Annotated in this window: 17 protein-coding genes; 12 read left to right on the top strand and 5 right to left on the bottom strand. The window is 29.8% G+C overall.

The window, feature by feature from the left end; genetic code table 11:
- Positions 1-143: 143 nt before the first annotated feature.
- The 3 genes from DIS18_RS11380 to DIS18_RS11370 form a co-directional block, all read right to left on the bottom strand.
- A complete protein-coding gene (locus tag DIS18_RS11380) occupies positions 144-365 on the bottom strand; it encodes a DUF2795 domain-containing protein (RefSeq protein WP_019387375.1) in 222 nt (73 codons plus the stop codon).
- A 405-nt stretch (positions 366-770) separates the two neighbouring features.
- The gene (locus tag DIS18_RS11375; RefSeq protein WP_109353176.1) at positions 771-1343 is read right to left on the bottom strand and encodes a cob(I)yrinic acid a,c-diamide adenosyltransferase; all 573 of its coding nucleotides are present in this window, start codon (positions 1341-1343) and stop codon (positions 771-773) included.
- A 52-nt stretch (positions 1344-1395) separates the two neighbouring features.
- Positions 1396-1809 carry a hypothetical protein gene (locus DIS18_RS11370; RefSeq protein WP_109353175.1) on the bottom strand — a complete coding sequence of 138 codons (414 nt, stop codon included), beginning with the start codon at positions 1807-1809 and terminating at the stop codon, positions 1396-1398.
- 368 nt (positions 1810-2177) lie between these two features.
- Between DIS18_RS11370 and DIS18_RS11365 the strand changes: the two genes are divergently transcribed.
- On the top strand, positions 2178-4262 hold the full coding sequence (locus DIS18_RS11365) for a DUF5723 family protein (RefSeq protein WP_109353174.1): 2085 nt from the start codon (positions 2178-2180) through the stop codon (positions 4260-4262).
- Positions 4263-4353: 91 nt separating this feature from the next.
- On the opposite strand, the gene DIS18_RS11360 is transcribed toward DIS18_RS11365, so the two are convergent.
- Positions 4354-5127, bottom strand: coding sequence for an O-methyltransferase (locus tag DIS18_RS11360; protein WP_109353173.1), 774 nt, complete (start codon positions 5125-5127; stop codon positions 4354-4356).
- A 76-nt stretch (positions 5128-5203) separates the two neighbouring features.
- On the bottom strand, positions 5204-7072 hold the full coding sequence (locus DIS18_RS11355; protein WP_109353251.1) for an ABC-F family ATP-binding cassette domain-containing protein: 1869 nt from the start codon (positions 7070-7072) through the stop codon (positions 5204-5206).
- 106 nt (positions 7073-7178) lie between these two features.
- Here DIS18_RS11355 and DIS18_RS11350 point away from each other — a divergent pair, with 106 nt between their 5' ends.
- From DIS18_RS11350 to DIS18_RS11300, 11 genes are read left to right on the top strand one after another with little or no spacing between them, the layout of a single operon-like run.
- Positions 7179-7973: a polysaccharide biosynthesis/export family protein gene (locus DIS18_RS11350; RefSeq protein ID WP_109353172.1), complete on the top strand. Its 795-nt coding sequence runs from the start codon at positions 7179-7181 to the stop codon at positions 7971-7973.
- Between the two features lie 9 nt (positions 7974-7982).
- Entirely contained in the window at positions 7983-10445 is a 2463-nt protein-coding gene (locus tag DIS18_RS11345; protein ID WP_109353171.1) for an exopolysaccharide transport family protein, read from the top strand.
- Positions 10446-10460: 15 nt separating this feature from the next.
- A complete protein-coding gene (locus DIS18_RS11340; protein WP_109353170.1) occupies positions 10461-11333 on the top strand; it encodes an ABC transporter permease in 873 nt (290 codons plus the stop codon).
- Positions 11333-12604, top strand: a complete 1272-nt coding sequence (locus tag DIS18_RS11335; protein ID WP_109353169.1) for an ABC transporter ATP-binding protein — start codon at positions 11333-11335, stop codon at positions 12602-12604. The genes DIS18_RS11340 and DIS18_RS11335 overlap by 1 nt, the downstream gene beginning before the upstream one ends.
- 36 nt (positions 12605-12640) lie before the next feature.
- Positions 12641-14812 (top strand): polysaccharide pyruvyl transferase family protein, encoded by a 2172-nt coding sequence (locus DIS18_RS11330; protein ID WP_109353168.1) that lies wholly within the window; start codon positions 12641-12643, stop codon positions 14810-14812.
- The gene (locus DIS18_RS11325) at positions 14802-15782 is read left to right on the top strand and encodes a class I SAM-dependent methyltransferase (protein ID WP_109353167.1); all 981 of its coding nucleotides are present in this window, start codon (positions 14802-14804) and stop codon (positions 15780-15782) included. The genes DIS18_RS11330 and DIS18_RS11325 overlap by 11 nt, the downstream gene beginning before the upstream one ends.
- A 10-nt stretch (positions 15783-15792) precedes the next feature.
- Positions 15793-17061, top strand: coding sequence for a glycosyltransferase (locus DIS18_RS11320; protein WP_109353166.1), 1269 nt, complete (start codon positions 15793-15795; stop codon positions 17059-17061).
- A 4-nt stretch (positions 17062-17065) separates the two neighbouring features.
- Entirely contained in the window at positions 17066-17845 is a 780-nt protein-coding gene (locus DIS18_RS11315) for a glycosyltransferase family 2 protein (RefSeq protein WP_109353165.1), read from the top strand.
- Positions 17846-17872: 27 nt separating this feature from the next.
- Positions 17873-18823 (top strand): glycosyltransferase family 2 protein, encoded by a 951-nt coding sequence (locus DIS18_RS11310; protein WP_109353164.1) that lies wholly within the window; start codon positions 17873-17875, stop codon positions 18821-18823.
- A 6-nt stretch (positions 18824-18829) separates the two neighbouring features.
- Positions 18830-20365: a DapH/DapD/GlmU-related protein gene (locus tag DIS18_RS15010; protein ID WP_219930763.1), complete on the top strand. Its 1536-nt coding sequence runs from the start codon at positions 18830-18832 to the stop codon at positions 20363-20365.
- 1 nt (position 20366) lies between these two features.
- A complete protein-coding gene (locus DIS18_RS11300; RefSeq protein ID WP_181364037.1) occupies positions 20367-21149 on the top strand; it encodes a glycosyltransferase family 2 protein in 783 nt (260 codons plus the stop codon).
- The last annotated feature ends 2 nt before the right edge of the window (positions 21150-21151 follow it).

Below are 21151 nucleotides of genomic sequence, written 5' to 3'. Positions count from 1 at the left end.
CTAGGATTACCCTAGGTTTTCGTCGTTATTAATTTCGCCCTTTCAAAAGGCATTCAAAGATACATTTTGTTAAGCTTTTATTTTAAAAATAGAACAAAAAAAAAGCCTCAAATCGAGACTTTTTAATATTCTTTTATGCTTTTTTAATATTCATCTTCATTCCAGAGGTAATCCTCATCGGTAGGATAATCAGACCAGATTTCCTCAATAGAGTCATAAGAGTCTCCTTCATCCTCAATAGATTGCAAATTCTCAACAACCTCCAAAGGGGCTCCTGTTCTAATAGCGTAATCTATTAATTCATCTTTTGTTGCTGGCCATGGCGCATCACTTAAATACGATGCTAATTCTAAAGTCCAATACATTTCTTAATGTTTAATTTTTTGCAAAAATAATTTTTTAGTTTAAACACACAAGAAAAAAATGAAATATTTAATCATTAATTATAAGAACGTATCTTTTTGTACTCTAAACACCTGCAATTATTCCTGCGGGTTAATAATAATGTCGCAAATAAAATCGAATAATAATTTGGGCGTTACCCCAAAAGGGGTCGGGCTTTTATTCATGCATTCTATTTTAAATTTTGGAATTCATGAACATAAATGTTTCGTTACAAGTCCTCGCACTTCCTTCGTCAGGCTGTGGGCTTTCTACTGCAATCCCTAACGCGGGCTAGTCCGTAGTCGTCAGTATTCAGTCAAAAAACATTTGTTTTTTGCTACTTCAAACCCTAATTTCAAGCTCCTGTTTTCCGTATTCAAGCTATTTTACTTCTTCTCAGGAATCCACTTAATTTCATTTGCTTGTAAATCAGAAGACAACTTTCGTGCCAATACAAAAAGGTAGTCAGAAAGACGGTTTAAGTAGGTTAAAGCATTTGCCTCAAAAGGTTCTAAATCATTCAGTGCAGAAGCTAAACGTTCCGCTCTACGGCATACACAACGCGCTATGTGACAGAATGACACCGTTTGATGCCCACCAGGAAGTACAAAATGCGTCATTGGTGGTAAAGCCTCATTCATAGTATCCATTTCTTGCTCTAAAAGTTCAATATCTTTTGCAGAAATTTTTTCAATATTCAAACGTTCTTTACCATTTTTTAAAACAGCCTTTTCAGGATCAGTAGCTAAAATAGCCCCGACAGTAAAGAGTTTGTCTTGAATAGTCATTAATAACTCTTGATAATGCGAATTAATATCTTGGTCGCGAATTAACCCCAAATGCGAGTTCAATTCATCAACCGTTCCATAACTTTCAATTCTAATATGATGCTTCGGGACGCGGGTGCCACCAAATAAAGCAGTGGTGCCTTTATCGCCTGTTTTTGTGTAGATTTTCATGATATAAAGGTAAAAGTTATAAAGGTAAAAGTCAAAATGATTTGCTACGAATTCATGAATAATTCTTTAATCTTTCTTCAATTGTATTATAGATGATGTTAAATTTATCTACTAATTCAGTATAAGCTTCAGTCCATTCATTTTGTATGGATAATTCTTGAAACAAACCTGTTGGAGCAAAATCACTTCTTAATTTTAAAATAGTTTCAAAATTATACTTAATTAACGATTCTTTATAAACAGAAATAGTTTGCTTTAAATCATCGTAATCTTCTAATCCAGAATAAATAAAATCAGAATTTTTATCATGAAGAGCTAAAATTTTATTTAAAATTATAATTGTTTCCTTGTATAATTGCTCATCCGTTAGGTTTTTATAAAAACTATCGACAAACTTTTTCTGATTATTTAGATAGGTAAAAATAGCTCCTAGTATAATAGCTGTGATTAACCAATAAGTTCCCATTGATTATTTTTTATGAAATTTGTTTCTTTCCTTTTTAATCTTATAATTCTTTTTGAAGTCTCTTGTTTTTCCTCTTGTACTACCTACAGAAAAGGTAATTATTACAACTATAATTATAAGAATAGGTATCACTGTTAATCATTATTTGATGTATGCAATTTAATTAAAAAAGAATGTTCAAAGAATTTATCTGTTGTTTCATCAAGCATTTAATTATAAAAAGTAATCTTTATAGCAATTCATTTAAAAATTCTTTATTTTTCAAATGAATTATTGAAAACTATGTAATTCAGTATATTACATCAATAAAAATCTATAGTGTTTTAACAGAAAACTATTACTTTTATCCCGAAAACCAAATTAGAATAATGAAAAAAATTACATTATTAATCGTAATACTTTTAGTGCCTTTTTGCTTAAAAGCACAATCTCATATCGGGTTTCTTACAGATAATTATAGTGGTGTACATGGTGTTATTTCTAACCCTGCAAATATTGCCGATTCTCGTTTTAAAGCAGATATAAATCTTGCTGGTGCAAGTGTATTTGGAAGTAATGATTATTATGGTATTAACGTATGGGACGCAACAAGAGATGGTTATAGTTTTGATTTAGAAGCAAAAACAAATGCTAAAGATGGTAATAGTGCAGCAATTAATGTAGATGTTTTAGGGCCATCGTTTATGTTTAACTTAACTAAAAATAGCTCAATAGCCATATTTACAAGAGCACGAGCTTTTGTTAATGCTAATGAAATTAATGGTTCGTCCATTGAATCAATTGATGATGATGATACAGATGATTATAATTTTGATGAAGGAAGTATGAATCTCTTGGCACATTCTTGGGCTGAGGTAGGTGTTACTTATGCCAGAACACTACTTAATAAAGAGCAGCATTTTGTAAAAGGTGGTGCGTCTTTAAAATACCTAAAAGGACTAGCGAATACTTATGCATCAGGAGAAAATGTTTCTTTAAATTATGATGCTGATGGAACTGACCTTGGTGGAGGAGAAACTACGGGGAGTATAACCACAAGTGGGAACATAACTTATGCACGATTTACTGATTTTGATACCGATGATTACGATTATGAAACACCTGATGCCAGTGGTTTTGGTGTAGATTTAGGTTTTGTGTATGAGTGGAGGCCAAAACACAAAGATTATAAAGTGAAAGATTCCAGTCCTTACAGATTTAAACATCTAAATAAATACAAATTAAAAATTGGAATTTCTGTTACAGATATTGGTTTTATTGATTATAAGGATGGAATAAAAGAAGCATATAATATTACTAACACAGATGTAAGTGAAGATGATTTTGATGGAACAGACAATATTGGCGATTTTTTAAATACTTTTTATACAAGAACTAATACTGCTACAGGTTATAAAGTTGATTTACCAACAGCATTACACATAAATGCAGATTGGAATATTAATGGAAAAGTATATTTAAATCTAAATACAGATTTTTCATTAATGTCTAAAGACAGAATAACTGCAAATCGTGTGTCAAATATGGTTTCCTTAACGCCACGTCTAGAAACTAAATGGTTTAGTTTTTATATGCCTTTAAGCGTTATAGAGGATAATGGTTTTAGAGTAGGGTATGGATTAAGAGCGGGTCCTTTATATGTAGGTTCCGGATCTATTTCTTCAGCGTTTGGTAGTGATAATAATAGGCAAGCAGATGTTTATGCAGGATTGAAAATACCAATATATCAGAATGCTCCAAAGGATAGAGATGGTGATGGCATTTTTGATAAGCTAGATGATTGCCCTAAAGTTGCTGGTCCAATTTCAAATAATGGTTGCCCTGTTGAAGATCAAGATGAAGATGGAGTACTTGATACTGATGATGAATGTCCAGAAGTTGCTGGTCCAGAAGAAAACAAAGGCTGCCCATGGCAAGATAAAGATGAGGATGGTGTTTTAGATAAAGATGATGCTTGTCCTGAAGAAGCAGGGTCTTCTATAAATAAAGGCTGCCCATGGCCAGATAATGACGGTGATGGTGTTTTAGATAAAGATGATGATTGTATTGATGAACCTGGTACAGTTGCTAATAATGGTTGCCCAGAAGCAGTTATCCAAAAGCTTCAAAAAACATTGAATGATTATGCTAAAACTATTTTATTCAATTCGGGAACTGCTTCAATTAAAGCAGAATCTAATCAAGTGTTATCAGATATTATAACAGTTTTAGAAGAATATCCTAATGCTAAGTTTACAGTTGAAGGGCATACTGATAGTATTGGAAGTTATGAGCTAAACCAAAGCTTATCAGATGCTAGAGCTAATGCTGTTAAAGACTTTTTGGTTAAAAATGGAGTAGATTCTACTAGGTTGTCAGCTATTGGATATGGAGAAAGAAGACCAATTGCAACTAATATGTATAAAGCGGGTAGAGCACAAAATAGAAGAGTTGAAATTAACTTAGTGAAATAGAAAATCTTATTTAATAATATTTAAAAGCTCAGTATTAATTAATATTGAGCTTTTTTTTGATTCCTGCCTTAGCAGGAATGACAAACATAAATTAAACTCTTATTTTGAAGTGTTCTGTTTCTTGTTCTTTTCTAAAAAAAACAAAACCCCAGAAAAAAGTATCAATAGTAACGGTTACTTTAGGGTGTTTTTTTATAATCTCCCACGCTTCAGTCATTTCTTCTGACCAATAAATATCATCAAAAATGAATACAGAATTATTCGTTGCTGTTTTTAATAAAGTTTCAAAATATTTTAAAGTTGCTCCTTTTTGGTGGTTGCCATCAAAGAAAATGAGGTCGTAATTTTTTAAGCTTATCTTATCTATTTCATTAATAAAATCACCATTTAGAATTGAAATATTTTCAATTTGATGTTTTTGTAATTGATGTTTTGAGAATTTTGAAGTTTCTGGACAACCTTCAATAGAAGTAATATTAGCCTCTGGATTCCCTAATCTTATAGCATAGGATGCAATACCTAAAGAAGTACCAAGTTCTAAAATGCTTTCAGGCTTAAAATAATTAGTAAGTCTGTATAAAAGTTTAGCTCTTTTATGTGTTGTACCAGCGTTTTTTGCAATTTCAGAAACTGAACGTTCTTGTTGCTTCATTGCTTGAGAGCCAGCTCCTAAATCAGTAACTTTAATTTTAGTATGATTTTCAATTAAAGATTTACGGTAATTTAAAAGATGGTTGTAAGCTCCATATGCCGTTTTATCATAAAAACATTTAGTGACCAAATTATAAACAAATGGAGAATGTACACCATGTTGGTTGCTACTTTTTAAAAGAAATTTTATGTATTGAATAACTTGATAAAACATATTTCTATTTGGTTGAACACAGTTGAGACCTTTTCTACGTATTTATAACCTCTCGACTGCCCTCAATGAGATATTATTAACCTTCTAATTTAGAAGATAATTCAAACCAACGTTCTTCTTTAGCTTCAATGGTATCAATAATTAGTTGAAGTTCCTCTGAGAGTTTATTAATGTTATCTTGAGTTAAATCAGGATTATTGAATTTACTTTCTAATTCTTTCTTATCAAACGCTAATGAATTCAATTTGCTTTCTATATTCCGCAATTCCTTTTCTTCATTGAAAGATAGTTTTGAAACTTCATTTTGTTTCCAAGATTGTTTTTCTTTTTTATCTTCAACATCAACGGTGTTTGAAATTACTGGTTGGCTATCTTCATAAACTCGATAATCAGAATAATTTCCTGGAAAATCTTCAATAATACCTTCACCTTTAAATACGAATAAATGGTCAATCACTTTATCCATAAAATAACGATCGTGTGTTACAACAATAACACATCCTGGGAAATCTAAAAGAAAACTTTCTAGAACATTAAGTGTAACAATATCTAAATCATTTGTTGGTTCATCAAGAATTAAAAAATTAGGATTTTGAATTAAAACGGTGCATAAGTACAAACGTTTACGTTCTCCGCCACTAAGTTTTTCAACAAAATCATATTGCTTTTTTCTGCTAAATAAAAACCGTTCTAAAAGTTGTTGAGCGGATATTTGACGTCCTTTTTTTAAGGGAATATAGTCACCAAACTCTTTGATAACATCAATAACTTTTTGTTCTGGTTTTATGGTAATTCCGTTTTGAGTGTAATAACCAAACTTCACGGTATCTCCTTTGACCACTTTGCCAGAATCGGGTTGAGCAATTTGAGTTAAAATATTTAAAAAAGTAGTTTTTCCAGTTCCGTTTTTACCAATTATACCAACACGTTCGCCTTTTTTAAAAGTGTATTCAAAATTATTTAATATTGTTTTATTCTTAAAAGCTTTTGATACTTTATGGAACTCTAGAATTTTACTTCCAAGTCGTTCCATATTTAATTCTAACTGTACTTCATGGTCATTTCTACGTTGGTGCGCTCTGTGTTTGATATCTGCAAAATCATCAATTCTAGATTTAGATTTTGTAGTTCTTGCTTTAGGTTGTCGACGCATCCAAGCCAATTCTTTTTTAAATAATTGTTTCGCTTTTCCTGTTTCCACAGCTTCGCGTTCTATTCTTGCTTCTCGCTTTTCTAGATAATAGGAGTAGTTTCCTTTATAGTTGTAAAGTTCGCCTTCATCTAATTCAATAATCTCATTACACACACGCTCTAGGAAATAACGATCGTGAGTTACCATAAAAAGGGTGATATTTTCTTTGGCAAAAAATGCTTCTAGCCATTCAATCATTTCTAAGTCCAAATGATTAGTTGGCTCATCTAGAATTAATAAATCGGGTTTGTTAATTAACGCATTAGCTAAAGCTAATCGCTTTTTTTGCCCGCCAGAAAGTGTACTGACTTTTTGTTCTAAAGTATCAAGTTTTAATTTAAAAAGTATTTGTTTGTAAAGTGTTTCAAAATCCCATGCTTGATGATGTTCCATGGCATCAAATGCGGCTTGATATGCCTCAGTGTCTTCGGGGTTTAAAAGTGCATTTTCGTAATTTGAAATAATTTTTAAGATAGGATTGTCGCTAGCAAAAATAGATTCTTCAACAGTTAAAGCATTATCAAATTTTGGGTTTTGTGATAAGAAAGATACTTTAATGTCTTTTCTATAAATAACATCACCAGAGTCTGCTGCATCATCACCAGAAAGAATATTTAAAATAGAGGTTTTACCAGTTCCGTTTTTGGCAACAAAAGCTATTTTTTGATCTTTATGGACACTAAAAGAAATATTCTTAAAAAGTGTAAGTTCTCCGTAAGATTTTGATATGTTTTCAACTGTTAAATAATTCAAAAGCAAGTATTTTTTGCAAATAACGCACAAAAAACCAAAAAACACGTTATAAGTTTTATTGTTCATAACGAAAACTTATATTTGTGATAAATCAATCTGCCTCAATATGAAGCGTTATTTTCTTGTAATTTTACTGGTTATAGGTGTCTTGCTAAATTCATGTATAACTAATAAGGATCTCGTTTATTTGCAAGATAAAGGAGATGGTACTGAGTCTTCTTTAATTCTTAATGAATTGCCAAAACCTTACAAGGTCCAAGTAAGTGATATTTTAAGTATAAACGTTAAAGCGTTAGATAAAGAACTTGTTGGTATTTTTAATCCTGTTGAAAGTGCGAATAATAATATGCAAAATGACGCTGGACTTTATTTTAATGGATTTACTGTTGATTTACACGGTAATATAGAATTTCCTATTCTTGGAGAGATAAACGTACTAGGTTTTACGATTGACGAAATTGAAACTAAAGTTGAAAGTGAACTTTTAAAGCAATACTTTAAAGAAACTGCAGAAATTTTTGTTACGGTTAAGTTGTCTGGTCTCCGCTATACTGTTACTGGAGAAGTCGGTGGTACAGGTGTCTATACTTTATTTCAAGATCGTGTAAATATTATTGAAGCTCTTGCGAATGCAGGGGATATATCTCAGACTGGTGATAGAAAAGATGTTTTAGTAATTAGACAATATCCTGACGGACAAAAAATACATCATATTGATTTAACAGATATTAAAGCTATGAAATCTCCGTTTTACTTTATACAACCAAATGATATTATTTTAGTAAAACCACTAAAACGTAAATCAATTGGTGCTGGACAAACAGCTATTCAAAATATTACAACTATTTCATCAATTCTGTCTGTTTTAGTGTCTACCTATTTCTTAACTCGAAATTTATAATCTTAACAGATGGAAGAAGAATTTGAAATTTCAGAATCACAGTCACAGCAACCTTCATTTGATATCAAAGCTTTTTTATTTCGAATATTTAGCTATTGGAAATTGTTTCTTTTGTTTATAATTATTGGAATATTTATTGTTTACCAACAAAATATCAGAAAGCAACAATCGTACAGGTTAAGTACTCAGATTTCAGTTGAGGAAGAATCAAACCCGTTATTTACATCCAATACTAGTTTAACTTTTAATTGGGGCGGTGTTTCTGGTAAAGTACAAACCATGATGACTTCATTAAGGTCGCGTTCTGTTCATGAAAAAGTAGTAAATAATCTTGAATACTACATTACTTACTTAAAACAAGCAAGATTTAGAAAAGATGATATTTATACAGGTGCACCTTTTAGAATTAACCTGATACCAGATACAAATCAAATATTAAATATACCTGTAAGAATAACGTTTCTTAAAGAAGGAAAATATGAATTATTTATAAATTTTGAAACCACTCAACATAGGACTCAAAATTTTTCTACATACAAAAAAGAAAATTTAAATATCCCTGTAGGTGAATATAGAAAAGTACTTACTTTGGGTGATACAATTAATTCGCCATATATAAGTGGAGTTGTTTATATAGCCGAAGACCGAAGTGTTTCAGAAAATCAAGAGTTTTTTATTCAGTTTAATGATTTTGATGCAGTAGTTGCTAAATATAGAAGTAAATTAAATATAAATAACCCTAGAAATTCTGCCATATTAAATCTGAGTATGGTGGATGTTAATAAAGCAAAAATTGTTGATTATTTAAATGAAACTGTAAAGGTTTTAAGTGACGATCAGTTAAATAAGAAAAATCAATTTGTAACAAATACAATTGAGTTTATTGATAATCAACTAAATAGAGTGAAAACGCAACTTAGTGAGAATGCTGATTCTTTAAATAATTACAGGCAGAAAAATAGGATTTTTAATTTAGATGATAAAAGTCTAGCAATTAATACTAAGCTAACAGATTTAGAATCAAGTAAAGAAGAGATAAATAGAAAATTAGCTTATTATTCAAGTTTGAAAAATTACTTGGAAACCAGTAATAGTTTTACGGAAGTTCCTGCTCCTGCTGTTTCTGGAATCGATGAGGGAAATATACTTTCAAATGTATCTAGAATTAACGAATTATCTGTTCAGAAATCTAAATACGGCTCAACAGTTAGAAAAGATGCTACAATTTTTGCTGACTTAAATAGGCAAATTGAGGGCTTAAAAATAGTGCTTTTGGAAAACATAAGCTCAGTAACAAATGAGTTAAAAAGAGAGCGACAATTAATTAACAATAAAATAGCTGTAGAGGATGCTAAAATAAGAAAGTTGCCTGAAGCTCAACAAAAATTATTTGATATTCAAAGGCAATACGCTTTGAGTGAAAAAACATATAATGTGTTTTTGGCAAAAAGAGGAGAAGCCGATATTATAAAGTCTGCTAGTGTTTCAGATATATTTGTTATTGATCCTGCAAAAGATACTGGAGCAACCCCAATAGATTTAAAATTAAGTTCTCGGTATTTGTTTGCTATAATTGGAGGGTTATTGCCACCGTTATTATTAGCGTTTCTTTTGACTTATTTAGATAACAAATTACATAACCCTCAAGTGTTAGAAAAGTTGTCCTCTATACCTTTGTTAGGTGTTGTTGGTAAAAATAATTTAAATAATAACCTTGCTGTACATTTAAAACCAAAATCTACTATAGCAGAGGCCTTTAGATCTATTCGATCCAGTTTACAATACTTTTATAAAAAGCATAATCTAGAAGGGACAAAAACTGTCATGGTTACTTCTTCTGTAAGTGGTGAGGGTAAAACATTTTGTTCCATAAATATTGCAACAGTTTTTGCAATGAGTGGTAAGAAAACAATTTTAGTTGGTTTAGACCTAAGAAAACCAAAGATATTTGGTGATTTTGATATAAAAAATGATATTGGTGTTGTTAACTATTTAATTGGACAAAAAGATATTGAAGGTGTTAAACAAAGTACTAAAGTTCCAAATTTAGATGTTATTACTTCGGGGCCTATACCTCCAAACCCTTCGGAATTATTAATTGGAGAAAGAATGGGTGATTTAATTGTAGAACTCAAAAAAACTTACGAGTATATAGTATTAGATACCCCGCCTATTGGTCTTGTTGCTGACGCTCTAGAGCTTACAGAATATGCAGACGCTACTATTTATGTTGTTAGGCAAGATTATACTAAAAAAGGTATGATAAACCTTATTAATACAAAATATAACAAAGGAGAAATACAGAACTTAAGCTTTGTTTACAATGGTTATGACCAAAAAGGTAAATATGGCTACGGCTACGGCTACGGCTACGGCTACGGCTACGGTTATGGAAGTTATGGTAATGGCTACAATGACGATGATGTTAAAAAGACATTTATGTCACATATTAAATCTTTTTTTAAAATTTAAAAATTTAATTACAAATTGATTAATAAAAACGAAAATTGGCTTTATACCATTTCCCCTAAGCAAAAACTAATTGACATAAATCTTAAAGAGATTTGGTTTTATAGAGATTTGCTTTTCTTGTTTGTAAAACGTAATGTCATTACAGTTTATAAGCAAACTATTCTCGGTCCGCTGTGGTATTTTATTCAACCACTTTTTACTTCGGTAATTTTCACATTGATATTTAATAACATGGCTAATATTCCAACTGGAGAAGGGGTGCCGTCATTTTTATTCAACCTGGCAGGTATTACATGTTGGAATTATTTTAAAGAGTGTCTAACAGGAACTAGTGATACATTTGGGCAAAACCAAAGCTTGTTTGGGAAAGTGTATTTCCCAAGAGTTATCGTACCACTATCTGTGGTTTTTACAAACTTGGTTAAATATGGAATTCAAATATTAGTTTTTATTGGATTCTATATTTACTATGTTTTTTTTACTGATAAAGCAGCACAATCTAGTCCACAAAAAGCCATGATTTTTTTACCATTGTTAATATTCTTCATGGGGTTATTGGGTTTAGGTCTAGGAATGATTATATCTTCAATGACCACCAAATATAGAGATTTAAAATTCTTAATAAGTTTTGGTGTTCAATTGCTTATGTATGGTTCTGCAGTCATGTACCCATTATCGTATTTTAAACAAAAATTACCAAATATTTCTTGGGTGGTTGAGTTCAATCCTATGACGACCATAATTGAAGCTTTTAGATACATGACTTTAGGAGTTGGAGATTATTCACTATCAAAAATGATGTATACAGCTCTAGTAAGCATCTTACTTTTTCTGATAGGGATAATCATTTTTAATAAAACCGAAAAGAGTTTTATAGATACTATCTAATGGAAAAAGATATCATTTTAAAAGTAGAAAATCTTTCAAAACAATACCGTTTAGGTTTAGTTGGAACAGGTACACTTGGTCATGATTTAAATAGATGGTGGAGCAGAATTAGAGGAAAGGAAGATCCGTATTTAAAAATAGGAGAAAGCAACGATAGAAGTATTAAAGGAGATTCAGAGTATGTTTGGGCATTAAAGGATATTAATTTTGAAGTTCTGAGAGGAGAAGTTGTAGGTATTATTGGAAAAAATGGAGCAGGTAAATCTACATTACTTAAAATTCTTTCTAAGGTAACCGGTCCAACCACTGGAGAAATTAAAACTAAAGGACGAATAGCATCATTATTAGAAGTTGGAACAGGTTTTCATCCAGAAATGACAGGAAAGGAAAATGTGTTTTTGAATGGAGCTATTTTAGGAATGACTAAAAGGGAGATTCAATCAAAGTTAAAAGAAATTGTTGAATTTTCGGGTTGTGAACGCTATATAGATACACCTGTGAAACGTTATTCATCAGGTATGACAGTGCGCTTAGCATTTGCAGTTGCAGCGCACTTAGACCCAGATATTTTGGTGATTGATGAAGTACTTGCAGTAGGAGATTCTGAATTTCAAAAGAAAGCCATAGGTAAAATGCAAGACATCAGTAATAGTGATGGCAGAACTGTGTTATTCGTAAGCCATAATATGGCAGCTGTAAAGAGTTTATGTACTAAAGCTATAGTTTTACAACACGGAACTACTGTTTTTGAGGGTAATACTAATGATGCCGTAGATTTTTATTTAAAAAGTGATGTAGCTAATGATATTGCACACTATGTAAACGATAATCCAAATGAAGGCGCTGATATATTGGAAGTATCAATGCGAGACAAAGACAATAATATTTCAGGTTTGTTTGGTTTTGAAGATCAAATAACTTTACAAGTGAAACTAAGAGTTACTGAAGATATTATTGAATACGGTTCCATAGGTTTTAGAATTAAAGATCAAAACGAAAGGACTGTGTTTTCTTCGGTAGAAGATTTAAATAATTTCATAGAAAAAGAGGGAGTCTATTTTTCAAATATTAAATTCCCTAAATCGGTATTATTACCTAGTGAATATCGAGTTATAGTAGGATATCATATTCCAAATAAAAAGAAAATAAGAAGCTTATTTGATATTATAAACTTTAGGATTGAAGAAACAGGTAGTATGTTTCATAAATATAAGGGTGTAGATTTTGGTTGCGTTGCACTAGATTGTAAATGGAGTATTAAATCCGATTAAATAACTAAATATATTGTCTCTACAGATAAATTTTCTATGTGGAAAAAAATAAAAAAAATATTTCAAAAGCTAAAAACGCTACTGCGTTTAAAACTTAATGAAATAAATTTTATTAGCAACACAGAAAAGCCAGTTCTCATAAACCTTAATGCTAATGATATTTGTAATTCCAAATGTACCATGTGTAATATTTGGAAGAATAAGCAGGATAAAGAAATAACTTATGATGACTTAAAAGTCATTTTTTCTGATCGACTTTATTCAGAAATAACTGGAGTAGGTATTACTGGCGGTGAGCCAACTTTGAGAAATGATTTAGTTGATTTATATAAAGCGTGTATAGATTTCCTTCCTAAATTAAAATACTTAAGTATAATTACCAATTGTATTAAAGTTGATGAGGTGAAGCAACAACTACAAGCAATAAACAAATTATGTAAAGAACATAATATAAATTTTAGTGTTATGGTGTCTTTAGATGGTTATGGTGAGATACATGATAAAATTAGAGGTAGAGAAGGAAATTTTAAAACAGCTATAGAAGTTATAAATTATGTAAAGTATGATTTAAAAATTCCAATTTCTTTTGGAGCAACAATTTCAAAAGAGAATGTTTGGGAAATTGATGAGCTGTTGGATTTTGCAAAAACAAATAATATTTATGGACGTTTTAGAGTGGCAGAGTTTATTAAACGTTTATATAATGAAGACAGAGAAGAGGTTATCCGAAATTTTACATCAGATGAAAGTTATCATTTAGCCTTATTTTTTGAGAAACTTAAAAGAGCTTATGAAACAAATAAGACTTATAAACGAACGTATTCTAGTATTCAAAATATTTTATTGGGAGGTAAGAGAACTACAGGTTGTCCATATCATAAAAAAGGAATAAATATTAATGCCAAAGGAGAGTTAGCTTATTGTGCACCAAAATCTAAAACTATTGGTAATGGTATAGAAATAGCATCCTCTGTAATTTATAAGTCTAATCTTGAAGAAAAAAAGAGAATAATATTAAATGAGTGCGATGATTGTATTCATGATTATCACGCTGAAATTACTTATAAAGAACAGGTTGAAGTTTATAAAGATAAATTTCAAAAGAAATTTTTAAAGTTACATAATGAGAATAAGGTTTTAAAACTATCTAGTTTTTTAAGAACACCAAAACTACCAAAAAACAAATATAGTATATTGATTGTTGGTTGGTATGGAACAGAGACAGTTGGAGATAAAGCTATTTTAGGAAGTATTGTTGAAGCTTATAAGCAGAAATATGGTGATAGTTTAAATGTAATTATTGGTAGTTTATACCCTTTTATAACCCATCAAACTATAAAAGAACTTCAAATTGAAGCTACAGTTGTTAATACTAGTAATTTGGAGTTTATAAGATATTGCAAAACATGTGATGAGGTTATTATGGGTGGCGGGCCTTTAATGGATTTGAATGAGTTGTATGTCCCTTTATTATCATTTACTACTGCAAAAAAATATAATAAAAAAAGAACGGTTTATGGTTGTGGATTGGGGCCAATAAATCATGATAAATATAAATCAGCCATTCATAAAATACTAAAGCTTTCTAACGAGATTAAGTTAAGAGATAAGAAGAGTCAAGTTTATGCTTCTAAGCATTTTAATTTACCTAATACTGAAATGATAGGAGACCCCGCAAAATCTTATTTAAAGCGTTTCCCAAAATCAACACCGCTTAAACAAGAAAAAGTATTATCCTTATATCTTCGAGATTGGGAATACCTTTATGCAAGAGGAGATATGTCTGAAACAGAATTTGTTTCAGTTAAAAAAGAATTTGAAGACGCATTGGCATACTTAATTAAAAAGAAAGCTGAAGAGTTTAAAGTAGATAAAATAGTATTTAATCACATGCATAATTTTGTTTTAGGGGGTGATGATAGAGACTTTTCAAGGCGCTTTATTAAAACATATTTTGAGAAGGACTTAAGAGTGAGTTATGATAAAAAATTATCAACTGTTGACTCTATTGCAAAAAGCATGCAGCAATCCGAATTAAATATCTGTATGCGATTTCATTCTGTTTTATTTGCTGACACCTTAAATACTAATTTTTTAGCTTTAGATTATACTATGGGTGGTAAAATAGAAGCGTATCTTAAAGACAATAATGTTGAAAATAGAGGAATGTCAATAAAGGAATTAATACAATTGAATAATGATTTGTAAAGTATGCAATACTCAAAATGTGCCTTATTTAGTTCTTGAAAATAAGAATAATGTTAACCATATATTTAGATGTAATTATTGTAAAGTAGCTTTTGTAAATGAGCAGCCAAGTTTTAGTGAGTTAAATAATTATTATAACGGCATGTATAAAGACATAGCTGTTGCTTTTGATGAAAAAAAAATGGATTGGGCTTTGCATTCTATGAAAGAGTATGTTGAAAAACTTAATTTAAAGTTTGATTCTCTGGAGGGTAAATCTTTTCTTGATTTAGGTGGTGGACTAGGTTATTATTCAAAAGCAGCAAATACATTCGGACTTGAATCAATTTTGGTTGAGAAAGATCCTGTTTCTGTTAGTTTTGCAATGGATAAATTGGGACTAAACCAGATTGTGAAGCAAGACCTAAATGAGTTTTTTCTTAATAATAAAAAGCAATATGATATTGTTTTTTTTAGACATGTAATCGAACACGTTACAAACCCTTCTGAGGTAATACATGGTATTTCTTCAGTTTTAAAAAATAATGGAGTTTTAATTATAGAAACGGATAACAATGCAGGTATTGAACTTATATTAACCAAAAACGTTAGAAATTTTTATTTAAAGCTATATAAGGATAACTTTAAAAATGTGTCATTTATTGAGTTGTTAAAGAAGCGTCCTTTCGCCTTAGATCCGCCAAGGCATTTGTATGCATTTAGGATGAATAACTTATCTGACCTTTTATCTGCGCATAATATAATGCCTTATAAAAAAATTCATTATAGGTTAGGACATCCTTATTATTGGCCTAATATACCATCACCTAGTATTAAAAGTGCCCTATTTAGTATAATGAAGTTTAACTTTAAAAAAGGTATAAGAGAGATTTTTGATTACTTTAATCTAATTTTTAGAAAGATATTACAGTTATTGGGGCTTTCTTCAGGTTTGTGTATTTATGCATTAAAGGAGGAGATGAAAAATTAATATTTAATAAATGAAGGTGTTATTGGTTAATACAAGCGATGTAGGAGGTGCAGGAAAAGCATGTGCAAGATTACATCTTGGTTTGCTAAATATGGAAGTAGATTCCAAATTGCTATTGGCTAAGAAAATGTCAAATTTCAAAGCGTCTTATGTGCTTCATCAAAAAACCAATAATTCCTTATTCTTTAAAATAGAAAACAAGGTTCTTAGTGTTTTAAGAAGGATTAAACTTTTAAAACCTTCAAAAAAAACTCAAGAAGAACTATTCATAAAAAATAGAATTAAAGGTTTAGAGAAATTTTCTTTTCCTAATTCAAATTATGATATAACAGAGTCCGAACTCTACAAACAAGCAGATGTAATAAATTTACATTGGGTTTCTGATTTTATAGATTACCAATCTTTTTTTAAAAAAAACACGAAACCAGTAGTTTGGACGCTACACGATATGAATCCTTTTTCAGGAGGAGAGCATTATGAAGAAAAATATTTGGGTATAGATAAAAAAGGGTTTCCTATTAAAAGAGTTTTTCTAGATGAAGAAGTATCAACATTTAAAAGTGTTTTAAACTTAAAAATGGAAGCATTATCAAACGTTGATAATCTCCATTTTGTAACACTATGTAATTGGATGACTAATCAATTGAAACAAAATGATTTTTTCGAAAAATTTCTAATTCATAAAATACCAAATGGAATTGACTCTAATATTTTTAGAATTAGAGACAAATCAAGTTCTAGAGAGCTTTTAAATATTCCACAAGAAAAAAAAGTAATATTGTTTGTTGCAGATTTAATTGATGCAAACAGAAAAGGTTTAAATTTTTTAGTCCGCGCTATTGAAAGATTAGAACAAACCAATATTCAATTATTTGTAATAGGAAATAAAAATGAAGATTTAAACCGTTTTAAGAACATTATCCAATACGGGAAGGTGTATGATGAAGAATTGTTAAGTTCTGTATATTCTGCTGCTGATGCTTTTGTTATACCATCATTAATGGACAATTTACCAAATACAGTTTTAGAATCTTTACTTTGTGGTACACCTGTAATTGGTTTCCCTGTGGGAGGTATTCTAGAGATTATAAATCATAATAAGAATGGTTTGTTAGCAAAAGAAGTTAGTGTAGATGCTTTAGTAGAATCGATATCAGACTTTTTAAAAAACGGAGTGTCTTATTCCATTGAAGATATAAGAAAAGATGCTGTGAATAAGTATGATGAAAAAGTTCAAGCTAAAAATTATATTAAATTATTTGAAAGTTTAGTTAAGTAAAATAATGATGTTAATATCTATTATCACAATAAATTATAATGACAAATTAGGATTAGAGCGCACTATAAGAAGTGTGCAAAATCAAACCTACTCTAATTTTGAATTTATTGTAATTGATGGAGGCTCATCTGATGGAAGTAAAGAGATAATCGAATTAAATACTGAGAAGTTAGATTTTTGGGTTAGTGAGCCAGATAATGGTATTTATCATGCCATGAATAAAGGGATTAAAGTTGCTAAAGGCGAATACTTATATTTTTTAAATAGTGGAGATCATTTTGATAATTATAATGCTTTAGAAAAAATAAATGCACATTTAACTGAAAAAGATGTTGTTTATTTTGATATTAAAGTTGTTGAGAAGAAAGGAGTTAGAATTAAAAAATGCCCAAAACAATTATCATTTCAATTTTTGCATCAAGATTTGCCAGCACACCAAGCTACGTTTATTAAAAAGAGTTTATTTGAGTCTTTAGGATATTATGATGAAAATTTAAAAATTGTTTCAGATTGGAAATTTTTAATTTTAGCAATCTGTAAACATCAAGCAAGTTATAAGTATATAGAAGATGTGTTTTCAATATATTATGCAGATGGGTTAAGTTCTAAAGAAGAAAGTCAATCTTTAATTAAATTTGAAAGAGAGCAAGTTTTAAATGCAGAATTTTCAGCCTTTTTTGTTGATGTAAAAGAGCGATATAAATTGGAAAGAAATCTGCGTAACTTACGAAAATCAAAAACAATAAAACTACTTGTTAAATTAGGTTTAATACATGAGTTTTGAGTTAAGTGTTTTTCATTCTTAAAGTATATGAAATTTTCAGTATCTGTAATAATTCCGGTTTATAATGGTGAGCGCTTTATAGAAAAGGCTATTCAGTCGGCATTACAACAACCTGAGGTTTCCGAAGTTGTTATTGTTAATGATGGAAGTACTGATAACACATTGAATATTGTTGAAAATCTTCAATCGCAGAACTCAAGAATTCAAATATATAACCATAAAAATCATCAAAATAAAGGACGTTCTGAAAGTAGGAATTTAGGAATAGAAAAAGCAAAAACAGATTATATAGCTTTTTTAGATGCTGACGATTTTTATTTAGAAGATAGATTTAAAAATGACGCATATCTTTTTCATGAGAATAAAGATATTGATGGCGTTTATAATGCTATTGGAGCTCATTTTTATAGAGAGGCCTCTAAAGAGGAAGCGGAAAAACTTAAGATAACTACAATTACAACTGTTGTAGAACCTGAAGAGTTGTTTGAAACTTTACTCTATTACAGAAAAGGACATTTTTCAATTGATGGTCTAACACTTAAGCGTTCGGTTTTTGATTCCTTTGATGGTTTTAGTAAGAAGTTAAAAGTTGCAGAAGATACTGAACTGTTTTACCGATTGGCATTAAAATATAATTTAAAAACAGGTGTGATTGATAGGCCCTTGGCAATGCGGGGTGTTCATGAAGAGAATGTTTTTAATAATGAAAAATTATATAATAAAACTAAAATCAATATTTATGAATTATTGATTAAGTGGTCTTTGAAAAATAAAATTGCTTTTGAAAAGATTGATCATATTCTTAATGTATTGTGGCTTAATAAATATCAGGAGAGGAATAGTTTGATAAAGAATACATCATACTGGTTTTACTTATTTTTTAGTAATCCAAGATTATTGTTTACAAAACTGAGTATAAAATACTTTCCAGTGGTTAGGCTTAGACAGAAACTTTTCCCATTTTTGTATAAACAATAACATTTTATGAGTTTTTCACCAATTGTTCTTTTTGCCTATAATAGGCCAATACATACACAAAGAACTTTGGACGCACTTGCTTTAAACCCTGAAGCAGCAAATAGTGATTTATACATTTTTTGCGATGGAGCAAAAAACAATGCTACTGAAGATGATCTAAAAAACATCAATCAGGTTATTAATATTGCAAATACGGAACAACGCTTTAAACGAGTAGAAGTAAGAATTAGCAATAAAAACAAAGGTTTAGCTCAATCTATAATTAATGGTGTAACAGAAATAGTAGATAAGTATGCTAGTGTTATTGTGCTTGAAGATGATATTGAGACTTCTCTTGGGTTTTTAAAATATATGAATGATGCATTAGCATTTTATCAAGATAAAGATGAGGTTATGCATATTTCTGGTTATATGTACCCTAATAATGCTAATTTACCCGAAACGTTTTTTTTTAATGTACCACTTTGTTGGGGTTGGGCAACTTGGGCTAAATCTTGGCAGGCTTTTAATAATGATTCCATTTTCCTTTGGAATGAATTAAAAAGAAAAGGTCTATCAAATGTCTTTGATAAATTTGGTGGTGATTATTTAACTAATCAATTGGCAGATAATGTTTCCGGAAAACTAAACACTTGGTTTATTAAATGGCATGCATCAGTTTTATTAAAAAATGGTTATACTTTGTATCCTAAAAAGTCTTTAGTGCAAAATTTTGGGTTTGATAATACTGGCGTTCATAATGGTATACATACAGAATTCAATCATACAGAATTAATAGATAATGTAGAGGTTGAACCAATAACTTTAGAAGAACATAAAAGTGCTGGTTTAATAATTAAAGATTTCTATAAAAAGGTTAAAGAAAAACCAATTAAAAATAATATGAAAAGAAGTATTAAAAATAAACTTAGGAGTCTGGTTTTTTTAATATTTCCAGATTTGAGAAAAGTATTAAAATACAGCCATAAAATTGTACAAACAAAAACATACTTAGGCGATAATAGTAAAGTATATCCGCCTTCAAGATTGTCTGATACGATAATAGGTAACTACACCTACATTTCCGAAAATTCGGTAATCAATAATACTACTATAGGTAAATTTTGCTCTATAGGAGCTAATTTTATGGCAGGTAGAGGTATGCATCCTACTCAAGGTCTTTCTACACACCCCATGTTTTATTCAACAGCAAAACAAAATGGAATAACTTTAAGCGATGATAACAAAATAGAAGAATTTAAAGCAATTACAATTGGCAATGATGTTTTTATAGGAATGAATGTTACTATTTTGGATGGAGTTACAATTGGAGATGGAGCAATTATTGGAGCAGGAGCTGTAGTTTCTAAAGATATACCACCTTATACTATTGCTGTTGGTAATCCCATAAATGTTATTAAATATAGATTTGAGGCTGAAAAAATAGAGAAGCTTTTAGATATTAAGTGGTGGGAATTAAGTGATGATGATTTACCATTAGTGGAAAAATATTTTTTTAAAGTTGATGATTTTATTAAAAAATTAGATAAAAAGAATAAATAAATTGAAATCAAAATTATCCATAATAACAGTAAACTATAACAATCTTGAAGGTCTTAAAAAAACAATAAAGAGTGTTAGAAATCAAACCTTTAAAGCGTTTGAGTTTCTTGTTATAGACGGAAATTCGGATGATGGAAGTGCAGATTATATTAAAGAGAACGAAGTGTATTTTGATTATTGGATAAGCGAACCAGATAAAGGTGTTTACCAAGCCATGAATAAAGGAATAGAAAAAGCTACAGGTGAATACCTCCTGTTTTTAAATAGTGGAGATCATTTTTATAATGATAAAGTGCTTGAAAAAAATCAAGAATATATTAATGATTCTGATATTATTTATTTCGATTTAGAAGTTGTTGAAGGCAAAAAAACTTTTGTGAAAAAGTATCCAGATGTATTATCGTTTTCTTATTTTGTTGAAGATACACTTCCTCACCCTGCAACATTCATTAAAAAAACAGCTTTTTTGAAAACGAATTTATATAAAGAAGATTTTAAAATAGTTTCAGATTGGAAATTTTTTATAGATGCTATTTGTAAATATAATTTGAGTTATAAAAGAGTAGCAAAAACGCTATCAACATTTTATATTGGAGGAATGAGCTCTAACCCAGAAAATAGATCAGTTAAGTTTAACGAAAAAAGTGAAGTATTTAATGGAGCATATTCACTTTTCAATCAAGGTGTTGATGATATTATTTCATATAGAAAAACCATAAACAATTTAAGAGCATCTAGAATTATTAAATTGTTTATAAAGCTTGGTGTTTTAAATAAATTTTAAAA

The organism is Algibacter marinivivus (assembly GCF_003143755.1).
GTDB classification, from domain to species: Bacteria; Bacteroidota; Bacteroidia; order Flavobacteriales; family Flavobacteriaceae; genus Algibacter_B; species Algibacter_B marinivivus.
Note: the sequence above shows the minus strand (reverse complement) of the source record. Positions and strands in the feature narration are given on the sequence as shown.

Bases quoted from the DNA above. Each gene is read 5' to 3' on its own strand.
- DIS18_RS11330 (WP_109353168.1), top strand. From the start codon at position 12,641: ATGTGGAAAAAAATAAAAAAAATATTTCAAAAGCTAAAAACGCTACTG.
- DIS18_RS11350 (WP_109353172.1), top strand. From the start codon at position 7,179: ATGAAGCGTTATTTTCTTGTAATTTTACTGGTTATAGGTGTCTTGCTA.
- DIS18_RS11365 (WP_109353174.1), top strand. From the start codon at position 2,178: ATGAAAAAAATTACATTATTAATCGTAATACTTTTAGTGCCTTTTTGC.
- DIS18_RS11315 (WP_109353165.1), top strand. From the start codon at position 17,066: ATGATGTTAATATCTATTATCACAATAAATTATAATGACAAATTAGGA.
- DIS18_RS11325 (WP_109353167.1), top strand. From the start codon at position 14,802: ATGATTTGTAAAGTATGCAATACTCAAAATGTGCCTTATTTAGTTCTT.
- DIS18_RS11345 (WP_109353171.1), top strand. From the start codon at position 7,983: ATGGAAGAAGAATTTGAAATTTCAGAATCACAGTCACAGCAACCTTCA.
- DIS18_RS11375 (WP_109353176.1), bottom strand. From the start codon at position 1,343: ATGAAAATCTACACAAAAACAGGCGATAAAGGCACCACTGCTTTATTT.
- DIS18_RS11335 (WP_109353169.1), top strand. From the start codon at position 11,333: ATGGAAAAAGATATCATTTTAAAAGTAGAAAATCTTTCAAAACAATAC.
- DIS18_RS11370 (WP_109353175.1), bottom strand. From the start codon at position 1,809: ATGGGAACTTATTGGTTAATCACAGCTATTATACTAGGAGCTATTTTT.
- DIS18_RS11310 (WP_109353164.1), top strand. From the start codon at position 17,873: ATGAAATTTTCAGTATCTGTAATAATTCCGGTTTATAATGGTGAGCGC.
- DIS18_RS11360 (WP_109353173.1), bottom strand. From the start codon at position 5,127: ATGTTTTATCAAGTTATTCAATACATAAAATTTCTTTTAAAAAGTAGC.
- DIS18_RS11320 (WP_109353166.1), top strand. From the start codon at position 15,793: ATGAAGGTGTTATTGGTTAATACAAGCGATGTAGGAGGTGCAGGAAAA.
- DIS18_RS11380 (WP_019387375.1), bottom strand. From the start codon at position 365: ATGTATTGGACTTTAGAATTAGCATCGTATTTAAGTGATGCGCCATGG.
- DIS18_RS15010 (WP_219930763.1), top strand. From the start codon at position 18,830: ATGAGTTTTTCACCAATTGTTCTTTTTGCCTATAATAGGCCAATACAT.